The sequence below is a fragment of the Acinetobacter sp. SWAC5 genome, from assembly GCF_003419885.1.
In the GTDB taxonomy this organism is placed as follows: Bacteria; Pseudomonadota; Gammaproteobacteria; order Pseudomonadales; family Moraxellaceae; genus Acinetobacter; species Acinetobacter cumulans.
The window spans coordinates 77660-92326 of sequence record NZ_QUWR01000015.1 but is presented as its reverse complement, the minus strand read 5'-3'; the positions used below and the strand labels follow the sequence as shown (position 1 = coordinate 92326).

Below are 14667 nucleotides of genomic sequence, written 5' to 3'. Positions count from 1 at the left end.
TCAATTCAAACCCAGCATTGACCTAATAAAAAGCGCCACCTGATTGATCCTATCAGACAGCGCGATGATTAGCCTACAGGCTTAATCTGCGTCTTTGGCAAAAAGAATGTTGCTAAACCCAGTAAAGGCAACAATGAACAAACACCAAACACCCATTCAATGCCATTCATATCTGCCAAATAACCCAAACCCGCAGCAGCAATACCACTTACACCAAACATTAAGCCAAACATTAATCCTGCAATCATGCCTACGCGACCAGGTACGGCTTCTTGCGCATAGACCACCATAGCAGCGAAAGTCGATGACATCACTAAACCCACGATAATAGACAGCACGGTCGTCCAAAATAAATTTGCATAGGGCATGATGAGTGCAAAAGGCGCCATGCCAATAAAAGACACCCAAATTACGGCTTTACGGCCAATTTTATCGCCAATCGGCCCGCCAGCAAATGTGCCCAAGGCAACGGCTGCCAAAAAAGCAAATAAATGTAGCTGGGCATTTTGCAAACTTAAGCCAAATTTATGCATTAGATAAAAGGTGAAATAGTTGCTGATGCTGGCGATATAGGTAAATTTGGCAAACATCAGCACGCAAATAGTTGCTAATGCAATAAACAGCTGTCTGCCTTGTAGCTTGCTTTGTACCTGCTGTGCTTTTGATGTGGCTTGGCTAAGGCTATGTTTAATATTCCAGCGACTCACAGCAAACAGTACCCAAATGGCCAACAAAGCAAAGACCACCAGCCATGCGACTGCATGCTGTCCAAAAGGGACGATAATCAACGCGGCCAATAGTGGGCCAATAGCAGAACCTGTGTTCCCACCAACCTGAAATGTAGATTGGGCTGTGCCAAAACGACCACCTGATGCCATACGCGCCACCCGCGATGCTTCAGGATGAAAAGTCGATGACCCTACCCCAATGAGGGCAGAAGCGATCAGCAGTACGGTAAAACTTGGGGAAAAAGCCAATAGCACAATACCACTGAACGTAACAACCATGCCCATTGGGAGCAAATAAGGCTTAGGATGCTTATCGGTATAGAGGCCAATCCATGGTTGCAATAATGAAGCTGTCAGTTGATAGACCAGTGAAATCAGACCGACTTCTGCAAAACTCAGTGAAAAGTTGACTTTCAGCATCGGGTAAATAGCAGGTAAAACCGCTTGTATTAAATCATTTAGCAGATGCGCTACCGCAACTGCACCCACAATTTTAATCACCATACCTTGTGGCTGCGTACTTGCTACGTCAGCATCATTCTTCACGGGTATTGAAGCGTTCATTGCCCGTTCACTCCATGTCTGTATTGATCGATTTTTGATTGTAAATTGTCACTCATAGCATTATCTTCCAATAATCATTGTATAAGTGACAAAAATGAGGCCTGCATGCATAGCTTGCTGATTGAAACTGAAATGTCGGAACTGGTCATTGGCTTATCTTCTGAGCATAGCTATCGGGAGATTACGCCACCACATCATCATTCGCGGGCACAATTTCTCTATGCATCTAGTGGCATGATTCAAGTGTATACGCCCAACCATGTTTGGATTGTACCGCCTATGTGTGCGCTGTGGATTCCTGCTGGGATCGAGCACAGTGTCATTTCACTTAGTCATGTCAAAATGAATACGGCGCTGGTCGATACAGCAGCCGCGGACCTGATGGGCCAAAATTGTTTTATTATTCGTGTAAGCAAACTACTGCATGAACTACTGATTCGCTTAAATGCGCTCGAAAGTATGCCACCATCTGAAGTGCTGAGCGCAGATGAGTTATCACGCTCGTTGCAAATTTTAATCTTCGATGAAATTCATAAAGCGAATCTGTTGCCTATTCAGATTCCTTGGCCACAAGACAAACGCCTGCTACAAATATGTAAAACCATGTTAGATACACCCAACCAACTGAAGGATTTAAGCACATGGGCCGATGATATTGGCACAAGTGCGCGTACCCTCATGCGTATGTTCCAAAAAGAAACGGGACTTTCTTATCGGGCTTGGATTCAGCAAATGCATATCGCGCATGCGCTAAGTAAAATTTCAATTGGCGAATCTGTGGCACAAATCTCTAGGACACTTGGCTACAGTAACCCCAGTGCTTTTAGTGCCATGTTTAAACGGCATTTGGGACAAACACCACAGCAGTTTAGGCAAGGGGCTAAATAATGCCGAACATTATTTTAATCTGTTAAACGTTCAACAAAGAGCACGCCATTTAGATGATCTACCTCGTGTTGTACTATACGTGCAGGAAAGCCTGAAAACTCTGTTTCGATCTGCTCGCCTTGTACGCTTCGATAACGCACACGAATTTGGGCAGCTCGTGCAACTTGACCACGCCTGTCTGGCACACTCAGACAGCCTTCTTCACCATCTAAGGTCTGTTCAGACTGAAACACAATTTCAGGGTTAATCATCACAATTGCATCCATTTCAGGTGCATCGGGATAACGCACATTAGGACGTGAAGCCACGATAATAATTCGCTTAGAAATATACACTTGTGGTGCCGCAATACCGACACCATTGCGGTCCAGCATGGTTGCATGCATCGCCTGCGTTAGCTCAGTTAACCACGGACAATTAAACTCAGCTTCACTCACTGCAACAGCCACTAAATTCAGAATAGCCTCACCTTGTTGTGCGACAGTTAATACCGTATTCATACAAGTTACTCCAAATATTAAAGGTCTATTTGTCAGGTATTTTATTTAATATAAATTATTTGATGCTTTTTCATTATGGCTTAAGCCTCGTAAGAGAGAATAAACCTGCTTTGGATTGAGATTAAGTAAATTATTATGTTTGACTGGTCTGCCTTATTGCAACATTACGGCTATTTAGCTGTGTTTGTCGGTGCATTTTTTGAAGGCGAAACCGTATTAATGCTCGGTGCTTATGCAGTACATCAACACATTTTATCTTTTTGGCCTCTGGTGGGAATTGCCATGGTTGGTGGCTTTTTAGGCGATCAACTGTATTATTTCATTGGTGCAAAATATGGCTACGGCTTTATTCAAACTCGCCCACGGCTCAATCAAAAATTTGAACGTGCCAGCCAAATTATTGCGCGTTATCCCACAGTTGCCATTTTAATCATGCGTTTTTTATGGGGCTTAAGAACCATCATCCCCATGAGCTTTGGCATTATGCATTATCCAGCACTGCGCTATTTGGTGATCAATTTGATTGCCAGTTTTATCTGGGCCTTTGTGGTGGTGAGTGTCGGTTTACAGGTCAGTCATTGGCTTCATATTTTTTGGCACATGCTTCTGCCCCATCAACATAAAATTGTCATTATTGGCGCAGTCATCTTCTGTATTTTGTTGGTGCGTATTGTGTATGGCCGTTTCGCCAAAAGCACTGAGTCCTCAGAGACGCGCTCATCTTAATCAATTTAATCTCGCAATTGAGTCACCAAGATATAAAATACTGATACACATGCACTTAAGTTAATTTTCAGTTCCTGTTGCTATATATGTAATTTTACAGGGAGGAAGTTAGCGTGAACGCGACTATACTTTTATTGGGTGTGCTGTTTAGCTCCATCGGCTTCGGCTATTTTTTATATGGTAAAAAACAACAAAAATCGGTGCCCTTGATCTGCGGTATTGCTTTAATTATTTACCCTTATTTTATTGAAAACATCAGCATCATGTTGGCGCTTGGCCTTATTCTTTGTGTGATTCCTAAATTTATTCGTCTATAAACTTCATCTAAAGCATACTATTTTTTTAAATATTTACATGATAAGTAATACAAAATTATATAATTAAAAGTTATTAAACCACCAATAAAGTTTGATTATTCAAGCAAATATCCCTTATCTACAATCCAAAGATACTGACTTGTTTTACCTTGGATTTTCGCATGGAAGCTCATCCACGCCTAACTCGTGAAGACAAACGAACACTCGGCCTCTCCTCATTAGGTGGTGCGCTTGAGTTCTATGACTTCGTGATTTATGTTTTTTACGCCAAAATTATTTCTGAATTATTTTTCCCAAGTACACTCAGCCCATTTTGGGCCATGCTCAATACTTATGGCATTTTTGCAGCAGGTTACTTCTTCCGCCCACTGGGTGGCGTGGTCATGGCGCATTTTGGTGACTTAGTGGGCCGTAAACGCCTATTTAGCTTGTCTATTTTACTCATGGCTTTGCCTACCTTACTCATTGGTGTCATGCCAACCTTCGAAAGCATTGGTTATGCAGCGCCCTTATTACTCTTACTTATGCGTATGGTTCAAGGCATTGCAATTGGCGGTGAAATTCCAGCAGCTTGGACCTTTGTTTCTGAACATGTACCTGAAAAGAAAATTGGGATTGCCAATGGCCTGCTGACTGCGGGTTTATCCTTAGGCATTTTGTTAGGTGCTTTAATGTCACTGTTTATTTCGCTCAAATTTTCTGAAGCTGAAATTCACGACTGGGCATGGCGTATTCCCTTTATTGTTGGCGGTATTTTTGGTTTTGTAGCGCTGTATTTACGTAGTTACCTCAAAGAAACTCCTGTATTTAAAGCCATGCAAGAGAAAAAAGCACTGGCAAAAGAACTGCCTGTTAAACAGGTGCTGGCAAAGCATAAAACAGCTGTCGTAATTGGTATGTTGTTTACATGGTTCTTAACAGGCTGTGTCGTGGTCCTGATTTTGGCCATGCCCAACTTACTCAGCACAGGCTTTGGCTTTGAACGTGCCGATGCGTTTAAAATGCAAAGTGCGGCCATTATTATGCAAATGGCAGGTTGTATTGTTGCAGGCTTATTGGCAGATCGCTTAGGTGCGGGCAAAGTCATGCTATTTGGTTCTTTACTCGTCACTGTACTGGCTACTGTGTTTTACAACAGCTTAGGTCATGTTGCTCCATCGACTGTGTTTGTGTTGTATATGCTTTTGGGCTTTAGCTCAGGTACTGTCGGAATGGTGTCTTATAGCATGGTGAAAATGTTCCCTGCACAAATTCGTTTTACAGGCATTTCATTTTCATACAACTTGGCCTATGCCATTGCTGGAGGCATTACTTTGCCATTGGTACAGTGGTTAAGCGCGTTTAGCCCAATTGGTGCTTTGTACTATGTTTGGGTAGTATGCATGGTGGCTTTCTTCACAGCCATGCTGTATCGCGCAAAATTTGAGAAAGCCAACTTTCGGCCGAGCTAATGGCGCGAGTTAAATTAAATTGTTAAACAATGATTATTAACAAAGTATGTGCTAAAAAAAGGCTGGGCAACACTTAAAACACCTCATCCTTGAAACTCAAAAAGAGCAGTTAAACTGCTCTTTTTTTAGATATGCATGATGCTTAACACGTACATTCTGACCAAGCTTTTACATTATAAGACATGCACGATTAATCAGGTCTAGCGCTTAAGCTTTATTTATAAATGCTTGCGTAATTCGTCTTCAATAATTTCAATTTCGACTTGGCTAAAACGACGGATTTCGCTTTCAGCATGACGTTCTAACATCCCACCAATGAGTGGTACTTTAATATTCACATTCCAATCTAAATGAAATGCCACATGAGTGTCATCGCCAGTCACACGGCGTTGGCAGTTGGCCTTAAGTGGAAGATTTGGCTTTAAAATCACTTCTGAGGTCATGGCCTCTAAATTACTCACATCCGTGCGATGTAAACGAAATGCATCTTTCAAAAATTTTTTCGCAGTGTCAGGAATTTTTACATCTAAGTTATAAGCACGCTTCAGCGTATAAATATCGCCCATTTTTTCTGATTCAATAATTTCAAGTTGCTCCCCTGGAATGCGCTTACACACAGCTTCGTGTAGTTCTGTTCGAGCAGCTAAACGTTTAAAATCTTGTAATGAAATGCCTTGAATTGAAGCTTGCACAGTAAATTGATGCGCCATGTTATACCCTTTTTATATTTCGTTTTATTGTTGTATTCATCACTGTAGCATTACAGTTTGATTTATAGCTTATGCTATTGAATAACTCATACTATTAAATAATTTAAATCGAGTCTTTACATTGACTATAGATCTACATTTTATCGGCAAACTGGCCTATCGTTGCAAACTTAACCATCATTTGAGCCAACCACCTAAATATGCCAATACTGCAACATACAATAAAAGTTGATACCGCTAAATCGCCTAGAGCCTAGTTCATACCAACTTTAGCGCATGCTTATGCCCAAATCGACCACACCACAACACACTGATCTGGGTGGCATAATCAATCTGCATATATTGTGCTAAATATTGAAGCTTCATACAGTAATGCTCTGCACCATCATCTAAACCAGATACAATCATTTGTGTGGCTTTAGGAAAGTCCTGCAACCACGGTATTGCATAAGCGTCGCTAAGCTGCGCAAAATTTAGAAATTGCTCAGGTGTTTGATAAATTTGCTCGGCCACGGCATCAAACTGCTTTTGTTGCTCAAGCTTGAAATCAATTAACATGTTCTTTCTCTACCATGTCATTTTATCCACTCGGCATGCTCTGTTGTTTGTGTTTCGCCTGCAACCATGTATACCAACCATAGGCCGCCAACAGCACAAAAACGGCATATAAACCCGCTGTTAACAGTAAATCTTTATAAATAAACATGCCGACATAAATAATGTCTACCACTACCCAAAGTACCCAAGTGGCAATATATTTTCGACTGGTCCAATAAGTTGCCAACAAACTAAAGGCTGCCAATTGCGCATCCAGCCACGGCACGGCCGCATCGGTGAGGAATTTTAAGCCAGCCCCAAACAGCACCCCAAACAATGCAGTCACTGCAACTTGTAACCAGAGCTGACCCTGTGGCAAAGGCTCAATACGAATTTCATGATCTGTGGCTTGACCTTGCTTCCACTGTAAAAAGCCATACACTGCCAATCCCATAAATAAGATTTGCAGAATGGTTTCACCATACAATTTATAATCAAAGAAAATAAAAGCATAAAGCACATAAGCCAATAAATTAAACGGCCAGCACAACATGTGGCGACATACCGTAAGTGCAACCGCAATACAACTCACCAGTACCGCAATAATTTCGAGCTCCGACATGCCTGTCGCCTACTTTATTTTAAAAGCGCTATTATGGAAAAAAATACAATAACTGCAATCCTCTTTCTGTTATGCACGCCTCTTTCTGCTCATGTGCTTTCTGAACGCGTACGTATACAACCATCATTTGACAATTCGAGCACACGAGTACAAAAATAGAACTTGAAAAGCCTATATGACCATTTAAAAACATAAAACGATAAGAGCCTTTTATGACCCAGCACACTCAGACCAATGAAGCGGTAAAACCTATTTATATCAGTACAGCAGATGGCTACAGTATTGCTGCACATTTATATACATGTAAACAGCCCAAGGCCAGTATTGTCGTGGCGAGTGCGACAGGTGTACCTCAAGGTTTTTATAGACGCTTTGCAACCCATGCCACAACACAGGGCTTTCAAGTACTCACCTTTGATTACCGTGGGATTGCGCAATCCGCACCTGCACAATTACAAAACTTTCGTATGTCTTATTTAGATTGGGGCCAACATGACTTAACTGCTGCAATCGATTATTTGGCACAGTCGGACTTACCCATTTATATGGTTGGACACTCTTATGGTGGACAAGCACTTGGACTCACCCGCAATCATGATCTAGTAAGAATGATGTACTGCTTTGGCACAGGCGCCGGCTGGCATGGTTATATGCCTTTCAAAACCAAAGTACAGGTGCAAGTAATTTGGAATATTATTTTCCCACCCTTTGTAGCTACACATGGTTATTTGCCATGGAGTAAATTTAATATGGGCGCTGATTTACCATTGGATGTTTATCGTCAATGGCGTCAGTGGTGCAAACACCCGAATTACTTTTTTGCAGATCCACAGCAACAACATTTGCATGCACAATATGCTCAAGTGAAAACCCCAATTTATGCAGTGGCAGCCTTAGATGATGACTGGGCCTTACCAGCATCACGACAAGCCTTTATGCAACACTATCGTCAGGCACCATTACATTATATCGATGTGCAAGCCAAAGATTTAGGCTTAAAAGCCATTGGTCACATGGGCTATTTCCGCCAAGGTGCAGAAAAGCTATGGGACGATATGCTCAATACATTTACTCAAGATCTATCTGTGCAAAAATCAGCTTAATGACGTGAGCATGCCGAACTCGTTTCAAAGGCCTTTGTACGTAGCACTGAGTACATGACATGAAAGATGATCTTTAGCCGAACTTGAGATCATTCTATGGGAGCTTTGGTAATTTCTCTTTTGTGCTCTGTTCCTAAACGGTCTACATGCGCATAAAACACACCATAGCGCCCCATATAATATTCCAAGGACTGCTCGTAAAAATTCCAGTAAATCGAGTATTCATCTAGATCTAAGGCACGAATTTGGGTTTTACAGGTCACAGGCATTTTGCGCAGAATCTCGGCCTGTAATGCTTTAGCTTCATCTAGAGTGCTCACTTCATAGTGCTGTTCACAAAACATGCTGGCAACATCATCAAACAATTGTTGCTCATATTCATCCACCACATGCGTAAGGCTGTCGTTTTGTCCCGCGCTTTGTGCGCTAATATTGGCTGGTTTTTCTGGTGCTTGATAGCGCTTTAAACGTTCGACATAGCGTTGCTTTTTCACAATTTTCTTTATCACCATCCAAAGCACACTCAGGACAATAAGAACACAAATCCACAATAAAAAATTGAGCATTATTTTTCACCTGTAGAGCTACGCACTCATCTCATTATTATTCTTCTAGATGGCGCACGCAAATACCAACCATCCAGCCATATTCACACGCTGTGAAGTCACATATTCAAAACAAAGTCACCTTAAAAGCGCAACACAACTGTCATAAAACATAAAACTCAGGCACAAATGCTTCAGAAACGCATCACAATGCAACAGTTCTTGGCTTTTATGTTTAACCCTTTTCTTGTGAAATTAAAAATATTTTCAGATTGATCAATTAGAAAAAAATATGATACGCGAAGCAAGGATTGAAGATATACCGCATATATTAAAAATTATTCACGAAAGTATTCGCACCTGTATAGACGATCATCAACGTGATGAAAGTAGCATTCAGATTCTACTTGAAGAAATGAATCAAGCAAATTTAACCTTATGGATGCTCTATAACGACAGCTGGGTCTATGTAGATGAGTACCGCATTGCGGGCGTTATTATGGTGAATGATCAAGGAAACATTCTACTGAATTATGTTGCCCCTGAGATGCAACTTCGTGGCTTTGGCGAAGCCCTGTTACTCAAATTATTTGAAACTTGCCACACTAAAAATATTCCTCAATTGACCTTAGAAAGTACACAGACCGCATTGCCGTTTTACCAAAAATATGGCTTCGAACGCACTCAGCCTTCCAATAGTGATTCTATGTTATTGGTCAAACAAGTAAGCCCACTATAAATCTTTTAACATTAGACTCAAGCTTGATGTGGACTCACCTTCAGTTGGTCTCGCCCTGCTTGTTTTGCAGCATACAATTGAACATCGGCGGCTTTCATTAACTCATGAATATTTGCATAAGGGTGCTCACGGTTTTTATACGCCACCCCTATGCTTAATGTGACATAGTCTTTGCCATCACTACGGTTAAGGTGTTCAAATTGTTGCTGACGGACTGCATCCAAAACTTGGAGTAAATATTGCTCTGCCACGGGAATTGGCACGTTATGCATCACAATTGCAAACTCTTCACCACCGTAACGTGCCAAAAATGCTGTTTCAGGCAAACTTTGCTTCAGAACTTTCACAAGGCTCTGTAAAATCACATCACCCTTAAGATGCCCATAATAGTCATTATAATTTTTGAAATAATCGACATCTAACATGGCAAAAATCAGGGTTTTGTCTGAATAAGTTGGCGTTTGATCAAATAGCTGTTGTATCTCATGATTTAACGCATAGCGGTTAAAAGCACCTGTTAATGCATCAGTTTTCACTTGTAATTCTAGCTTTGCATTTAAGTTATGCAACTCTTCAGTACGACTTTTCACTTTTTGATCGAGTGAACTGTTTAACTCACGTAAGCGGGTATTTAATTGCTCTGTGTGATAAGTATAAAACGCATAATTTCTCGATTGCTGAAACATAATTAATAAAGCATACAAACTGGTCGCCACAAAAGATAAGTACACCGAATCAATCACATTGGCCATGAGCAAGAAGTCATTTAAAAATGCACTACATAAGAAAATAACAGCCCACAGATTCCACACAGAATAGCTCTCTTTAAACTTCAGCGTCTGCGAAAATCCATAGATAAGATTAATAATTACCGGCAAACAAAAAATCGCACAATACATACCCAGCTGATTAAATTGCTCTGGCTCAAGTACACATACCGCGCCCATATTTATACTGAGAAGAACAACTGACATTCCATAAATATAACGGTGTAAATATTTACGCTTCAGCATATAGATATAGCTGAGAAAAAATAAAATCGCGATGCAGCTAAATAAATATTCTAGGCGTGCCCCTAGTTTCCAATCTATTGTGGTAAAAGCGGTATAAGCATACGGCGCTGTAAAAAGATTATGTAAGGCCAAAAATAAAATAAACAGACCGAAAACAAACTGTTTTTGGCTTTCACGTACCATTGGGCCACGAAACAATGAAAATAATAATGTAAATAAACTCACACCGAGCACTGCACCACATACAGCCGCTATACTCATTTGTTGTTGTTGAAACTGCCGATTAATATTGCGGGCTAAGCCAATTCGCAGTGGATTTTCTAAGCCCCCATGTAATTCAGATGTATTAGCGACCTGAATACTGAGTGTAAAATACGCATCATTCGCTACGAAATATGCAATTTTAGGCGCTTTTTCAACTTCAATTTTAGCCAAATCTGCATTCACTTCACCTGCACGAACCAGCAAGTCGCCATTTAAAAAAACCTTATAAGCGCCATATTGATGAGGAATTTTAATCGCAACACGGCGCCCTACAGCATGTTGAGGTAAGCGAAAATGCGCAATATAAGTGCCATAACCACGGTTAGAACCTAAGCCTTTTTCCAAGGCACTAGGAAGCGTTATAGGTTCTGCCCTCAGTACGGTATTGGGGTCACGTAATAAATGATTTGGATAAAATAACCAGTCACCACCTAAGGCAATGGTATTGTCAGTATTAAAATTAAGCGTGTGGACCTGATGCTTTGAATAATAAGACTCAGGCTCTGGTTCATACTGTGCAAACGCCACAGTCGATAGACACGCCAGCAACCAACCTAAAAATAACCAGGTTTTTAATTTGCACAGAAACTTTACAGCTATCGACACTAGTTTGAGCATCCAATTTATTTAGATATTTTGCACATCAAACTTAATGTACGTTTAAATTACTGAATCGACAAATATTTTTTAATTTTAGTGATAAACAGCAATTGCTGTTTATCACGATGTTCACTTTTCGCTATTAATCACGTGTTTTCACGTCAAACAATTCAATTTCAAAAATTAAGTTTGAATTCGCAGGAATAATTTTGCCCATTTTGCGCTCACCATAAGCCAAATGCGCAGGTACCAAAAGTTTACGTTTACCGCCCACTTTCATACCCATAATCCCTTGATCCCAACCTTTAATCACACGGCCAGTCCCAATGACAGTTTCAAAATAATTACCGCGGTCAATTGAAGAGTCAAACTTAGTACCATCTTCTAACCAGCCTGTATAATGCGTAGTAATTAACGCACCTTTTACAGCCTCTTTACCTTCACCAATTTTTAAATCAATAATTTCAAGTTCGTTTGACATGATTTTGCCTAATTACAGATATAACAAGATAAGGACATTATAACAGCTCATCAACGCGATATTGTCAAAGCGCGAATATGTCCTCATGTTGCGTCACTATCTTTAAAAACTTAACTCTAAAATATCGCGATCATCTAACAAATAATCGGTTAACTGCCGATGGTGCTGTGCAGAACCAATGAGCACCCATCTGCCCACAATTTTCTGTTCACTTTTATATTGTTCGTTACGAATCACTTGCATGCCATAGTGCTTAAATAGCTCTTCATATTTATCTAAGGTTTCTTGCTGATACATGCATACAATGCGGTATTTACGTGCCTGATGGCGCTGCTCTATCCACTCTTGTACATACATGAGTAACACCAGCACCACCAATACCACAAAAGTAGCAAATAAACTCAGCACCACATAACCTGCACCAACGGCCATTCCGAGCGCTGCGGTCATCCAAATGGTGGTGGCTGTTGTAATCCCTGAAATTCGGTTGTCATCTTTAAAAATCACCCCTGCGCCCAAAAAACCTAAGCCCGTTAAAATATTAGCGGCTAAACGATCTGGATTTTCTACCCCAATTTTCAGCGACAGCATAGTTAATAAGCACGCACTGAGGCTCACCATAATCATGGTTCTTAAGCCTGCAGATTTACTTCGATATTCGCGCTCTGCGCCAATGACTGCACCAATACCAAGTGCAATCAGCAAATGATAAATCTCATTTGACATGCTATGGCCTATTGTTGTTTTAACTCTCTTTGGTATACCTAAAAACAAAAGAAAGATGCAAGCCTAAACCACATCTTTCTTCATGTGATTGGCCCTATTTGGAAACAAGTTGGCCGTATCAATAGGATCAAAACCCAGCTTATTTTAATTGTTCCCACTCAATTACAGCTTGTGCTGAATCGCCAATTAAGGTCCATTCACCATCCATCACGTTCAGCTGTAACTGCATTGTACGTTCACAAAGCGCTTGAATTGCGTCTGTGGTTGCCGTTGAAAGTTGCCATACTTCAAGGTTTTTAAGTGTTTTTAGCTTGCTATTACGCTTAAACCACTCATCCACCGAATTACCATAAGCCACAACCGCGACTTGTTGGCAACGTGCACAAGCTTTTTTCACTTTGTCTTCGTCTGGCAAGCCGACTTCAATCCACTTGATCAGCTGACCTGTGAGATCTTTTTCCCATAGCGCAGGTTCATCCGTTTCAAAGAGATCTTTGGTAAACTCTAAAGCTTCATCGGCATAACGTGCATAGGCCAAAATACGAACCATAAGACGTTCAATGGTTTCAGACGGATGCAGTGCCATGGTCAATTGAAAGTCACCATATTGGTGTACATCCATATTGGCTATGTTCAAGTCTGCCTTATAAATCGTAGCTTTAAGCGCCATACATTAAGTCCTCAAATTTGGCGCTTAGCATACTCGATTTCACCCATCAAATGTGGCTTTGCTGATGATTAAACATCGCTTAAGGCTCATGATTGCCCCTGATTCGGCACAGGTTTAGCACGCGATTACTCACGAGCTGACTACTCTGCCTCTACAATACGACATTGCATTAAAGCATTTTCAAAAGCTAACCAATCACGCGCTTCGGTGGTGGGGTAAATAATCTCAATTCGATTATCAATGCCTTCTTCAACCGACTGATAATTAAATTGTGCAGGATTGAAGTTAAAGCTTTTCCAGCCTTCATCCGTAGCAAATATTCCTTTAATCCGCAGCCAATCTTGTTGTTCACACAAAAGGTCCAGCAGGTCCATAAAATGAAAATGCCAACCTTTAGGAAGCTTCCAACCTGCCACACTATAGTCAGCTCTCGTTTCTACATAGTGATAAGGCAATTGTTTAATCACTTGTTGAGCCAATTCAGGTTGCTGTTGTATGCGTTGCAATAAAGGCTGCATTTTTCGTGTACTGGCGGTGTAAGCTAAATCGATCTGTGCAAGTGCTACTTGACCCTGCGGTGCATCCAACCATAGTTGTTGGTAAGGTTGATATTCCTGTTTTAAAAGATCCAAAGCTTGCTGGTCAGCATCCGTCATCTGGTCAACATGAGATAAAGCAACGATTTGCGCTGCTTTTAATTGATCTGCATATAAATTTTGCGTGCTCCACTCACGATCATGCAACCGAGAGGCATCTACCACTGTTACCAAAGCACGCATATTGAGATGACTTTGCCAATGCGGTTCAGTCAATTGCTCCAAAAGCTGTGCAGGATGGCCTAAACCTGTGGGTTCTATAAATAAACGGTCTGGTTTGTTTTCGCTTAATAAGCGCGATAAAGCAATTTGCATAGGCATTTGGCTACTACAACACAAACAGCCCCCTAATAGCTCTTTGACTGCATAGCCCTGATCTTGTGGAAGCAAGGCCTGATCTACCCCAATTTGGCCAAATTCATTCATGAGCACTGCCCACACTTCACCATCGGGCTTTTGGCTCAATACATGCTTAAGTAAAGTGGTTTTTCCTGCGCCCAAAAAACCAGAAATAATATGGACAGGAATCACTTTTGGCGTTGCGATAATTTTCAAAACTTCACCCAAGTCAGGTTTGCATCAAGACCTACTGCTTATAACGGCTTAGACTTGAGCTTGCAAGTGAAAAGCTTTGATCTCGCCTATCTCATCAACCAGAACCGAAGGTGAATACTAAAACGAATAAACCATGAGACAGCTCAATGCCACACCAGACAAGAAAAAAATAAATGTGACGTACTTATCATTATGTGCCGAAATTCTGTTTTTTCGAAACATCATCTTACACTTGGTTATGTGAATATTCTCATAAAACAAGCACTTTGACTGTTTGATGTAACCCAACTGTGAAGATAAATCTTCATTTCATGGCACATCAGAACATGAAT

At 40.9% G+C, this 14667-nt stretch carries 17 protein-coding genes; 6 read left to right on the top strand and 11 right to left on the bottom strand.

The genetic code is table 11. The annotated features are described in order from the left end of the window. Window positions 1–68: 68 nt before the first annotated feature. Complete coding sequence (locus DYI81_RS12170) at window positions 69–1292, bottom strand: MFS transporter (RefSeq protein ID WP_117007652.1); 1224 nt, start codon at window positions 1290–1292, stop codon at window positions 69–71. A gap of 105 nt (window positions 1293–1397) precedes the next feature. Here DYI81_RS12170 and DYI81_RS12165 point away from each other — a divergent pair, with 105 nt between their 5' ends. Beyond that, on the top strand, window positions 1398–2180 hold the full coding sequence (locus DYI81_RS12165) for a helix-turn-helix transcriptional regulator (protein ID WP_117007651.1): 783 nt from the start codon (window positions 1398–1400) through the stop codon (window positions 2178–2180). 14 nt (window positions 2181–2194) lie between these two features. On the opposite strand, the gene def is transcribed toward DYI81_RS12165, so the two are convergent. Then, window positions 2195–2680, bottom strand: coding sequence for a peptide deformylase (gene def, locus DYI81_RS12160; RefSeq protein ID WP_117007650.1), 486 nt, complete (start codon window positions 2678–2680; stop codon window positions 2195–2197). 135 nt (window positions 2681–2815) lie between these two features. Here def and DYI81_RS12155 point away from each other — a divergent pair, with 135 nt between their 5' ends. The 3 genes from DYI81_RS12155 (at window position 2816) to DYI81_RS12145 (ending at window position 5174) form a co-directional block, all read left to right on the top strand. Then, window positions 2816–3406 carry a DedA family protein gene (locus DYI81_RS12155; protein WP_106985780.1) on the top strand — a complete coding sequence of 197 codons (591 nt, stop codon included), beginning with the start codon at window positions 2816–2818 and terminating at the stop codon, window positions 3404–3406. Between the two features lie 113 nt (window positions 3407–3519). Beyond that, window positions 3520–3723, top strand: coding sequence for an amino acid transport protein (locus DYI81_RS12150; RefSeq protein ID WP_106985781.1), 204 nt, complete (start codon window positions 3520–3522; stop codon window positions 3721–3723). 161 nt (window positions 3724–3884) lie between these two features. Then, window positions 3885–5174 carry an MFS transporter gene (locus DYI81_RS12145; RefSeq protein WP_117007649.1) on the top strand — a complete coding sequence of 430 codons (1290 nt, stop codon included), beginning with the start codon at window positions 3885–3887 and terminating at the stop codon, window positions 5172–5174. Window positions 5175–5392: 218 nt separating this feature from the next. On the opposite strand, the gene DYI81_RS12140 is transcribed toward DYI81_RS12145, so the two are convergent. From DYI81_RS12140 to pnuC, 3 genes are all read right to left on the bottom strand, one after another. Further along, a complete protein-coding gene (locus DYI81_RS12140; protein ID WP_117007648.1) occupies window positions 5393–5884 on the bottom strand; it encodes a DUF2505 family protein in 492 nt (163 codons plus the stop codon). A gap of 258 nt (window positions 5885–6142) precedes the next feature. Further along, a complete protein-coding gene (locus DYI81_RS12135; protein ID WP_106985036.1) occupies window positions 6143–6442 on the bottom strand; it encodes a hypothetical protein in 300 nt (99 codons plus the stop codon). Window positions 6443–6464: 22 nt separating this feature from the next. Next, on the bottom strand, window positions 6465–7043 hold the full coding sequence (gene pnuC, locus DYI81_RS12130) for a nicotinamide riboside transporter PnuC (protein WP_106985037.1): 579 nt from the start codon (window positions 7041–7043) through the stop codon (window positions 6465–6467). A 212-nt stretch (window positions 7044–7255) separates the two neighbouring features. Between pnuC and DYI81_RS12125 the strand changes: the two genes are divergently transcribed. Next, window positions 7256–8146: an alpha/beta fold hydrolase gene (locus tag DYI81_RS12125; RefSeq protein WP_106985038.1), complete on the top strand. Its 891-nt coding sequence runs from the start codon at window positions 7256–7258 to the stop codon at window positions 8144–8146. A gap of 89 nt (window positions 8147–8235) precedes the next feature. On the opposite strand, the gene DYI81_RS12120 is transcribed toward DYI81_RS12125, so the two are convergent. After that, window positions 8236–8712: a hypothetical protein gene (locus tag DYI81_RS12120; protein WP_117007647.1), complete on the bottom strand. Its 477-nt coding sequence runs from the start codon at window positions 8710–8712 to the stop codon at window positions 8236–8238. Window positions 8713–8983: 271 nt separating this feature from the next. Here DYI81_RS12120 and DYI81_RS12115 point away from each other — a divergent pair, with 271 nt between their 5' ends. Beyond that, window positions 8984–9430: a GNAT family N-acetyltransferase gene (locus DYI81_RS12115; protein ID WP_106985040.1), complete on the top strand. Its 447-nt coding sequence runs from the start codon at window positions 8984–8986 to the stop codon at window positions 9428–9430. Between the two features lie 17 nt (window positions 9431–9447). Here the strand turns inward: DYI81_RS12115 and DYI81_RS12110 are convergent, their stop codons facing one another. The 5 genes from DYI81_RS12110 to DYI81_RS12090 form a co-directional block, all read right to left on the bottom strand. Further along, window positions 9448–11313 carry a GGDEF domain-containing protein gene (locus tag DYI81_RS12110; protein WP_240627403.1) on the bottom strand — a complete coding sequence of 622 codons (1866 nt, stop codon included), beginning with the start codon at window positions 11311–11313 and terminating at the stop codon, window positions 9448–9450. 136 nt (window positions 11314–11449) lie between these two features. Continuing rightward, the gene (locus tag DYI81_RS12105; protein WP_106985042.1) at window positions 11450–11788 is read right to left on the bottom strand and encodes an FKBP-type peptidyl-prolyl cis-trans isomerase; all 339 of its coding nucleotides are present in this window, start codon (window positions 11786–11788) and stop codon (window positions 11450–11452) included. Between the two features lie 102 nt (window positions 11789–11890). Continuing rightward, entirely contained in the window at window positions 11891–12514 is a 624-nt protein-coding gene (locus DYI81_RS12100; RefSeq protein WP_117007645.1) for an MgtC/SapB family protein, read from the bottom strand. Window positions 12515–12653: 139 nt separating this feature from the next. Beyond that, window positions 12654–13184 carry a YaeQ family protein gene (locus DYI81_RS12095; RefSeq protein WP_106985044.1) on the bottom strand — a complete coding sequence of 177 codons (531 nt, stop codon included), beginning with the start codon at window positions 13182–13184 and terminating at the stop codon, window positions 12654–12656. 140 nt (window positions 13185–13324) lie between these two features. Then, window positions 13325–14335, bottom strand: coding sequence for a GTP-binding protein (locus tag DYI81_RS12090; protein ID WP_106985105.1), 1011 nt, complete (start codon window positions 14333–14335; stop codon window positions 13325–13327). Window positions 14336–14667: the final 332 nt, after the last annotated feature.

What these genes read in the sequence shown, in the direction of transcription:
- DYI81_RS12105 (WP_106985042.1), bottom strand. Translation starts at nt 11,788, where the DNA reads ATGTCAAACGAACTTGAAATTATTGATTTAAAAATTGGTGAAGGTAAA.
- DYI81_RS12095 (WP_106985044.1), bottom strand. Translation starts at nt 13,184, where the DNA reads ATGGCGCTTAAAGCTACGATTTATAAGGCAGACTTGAACATAGCCAAT.
- DYI81_RS12115 (WP_106985040.1), top strand. Translation starts at nt 8,984, where the DNA reads ATGATACGCGAAGCAAGGATTGAAGATATACCGCATATATTAAAAATT.
- DYI81_RS12140 (WP_117007648.1), bottom strand. Translation starts at nt 5,884, where the DNA reads ATGGCGCATCAATTTACTGTGCAAGCTTCAATTCAAGGCATTTCATTA.
- DYI81_RS12145 (WP_117007649.1), top strand. Translation starts at nt 3,885, where the DNA reads ATGGAAGCTCATCCACGCCTAACTCGTGAAGACAAACGAACACTCGGC.
- DYI81_RS12100 (WP_117007645.1), bottom strand. Translation starts at nt 12,514, where the DNA reads ATGTCAAATGAGATTTATCATTTGCTGATTGCACTTGGTATTGGTGCA.
- pnuC (WP_106985037.1), bottom strand. Translation starts at nt 7,043, where the DNA reads ATGTCGGAGCTCGAAATTATTGCGGTACTGGTGAGTTGTATTGCGGTT.
- DYI81_RS12170 (WP_117007652.1), bottom strand. Translation starts at nt 1,292, where the DNA reads ATGAACGCTTCAATACCCGTGAAGAATGATGCTGACGTAGCAAGTACG.
- DYI81_RS12135 (WP_106985036.1), bottom strand. Translation starts at nt 6,442, where the DNA reads ATGTTAATTGATTTCAAGCTTGAGCAACAAAAGCAGTTTGATGCCGTG.
- def (WP_117007650.1), bottom strand. Translation starts at nt 2,680, where the DNA reads ATGAATACGGTATTAACTGTCGCACAACAAGGTGAGGCTATTCTGAAT.
- DYI81_RS12125 (WP_106985038.1), top strand. Translation starts at nt 7,256, where the DNA reads ATGACCCAGCACACTCAGACCAATGAAGCGGTAAAACCTATTTATATC.
- DYI81_RS12120 (WP_117007647.1), bottom strand. Translation starts at nt 8,712, where the DNA reads ATGCTCAATTTTTTATTGTGGATTTGTGTTCTTATTGTCCTGAGTGTG.
- DYI81_RS12155 (WP_106985780.1), top strand. Translation starts at nt 2,816, where the DNA reads ATGTTTGACTGGTCTGCCTTATTGCAACATTACGGCTATTTAGCTGTG.
- DYI81_RS12165 (WP_117007651.1), top strand. Translation starts at nt 1,398, where the DNA reads ATGCATAGCTTGCTGATTGAAACTGAAATGTCGGAACTGGTCATTGGC.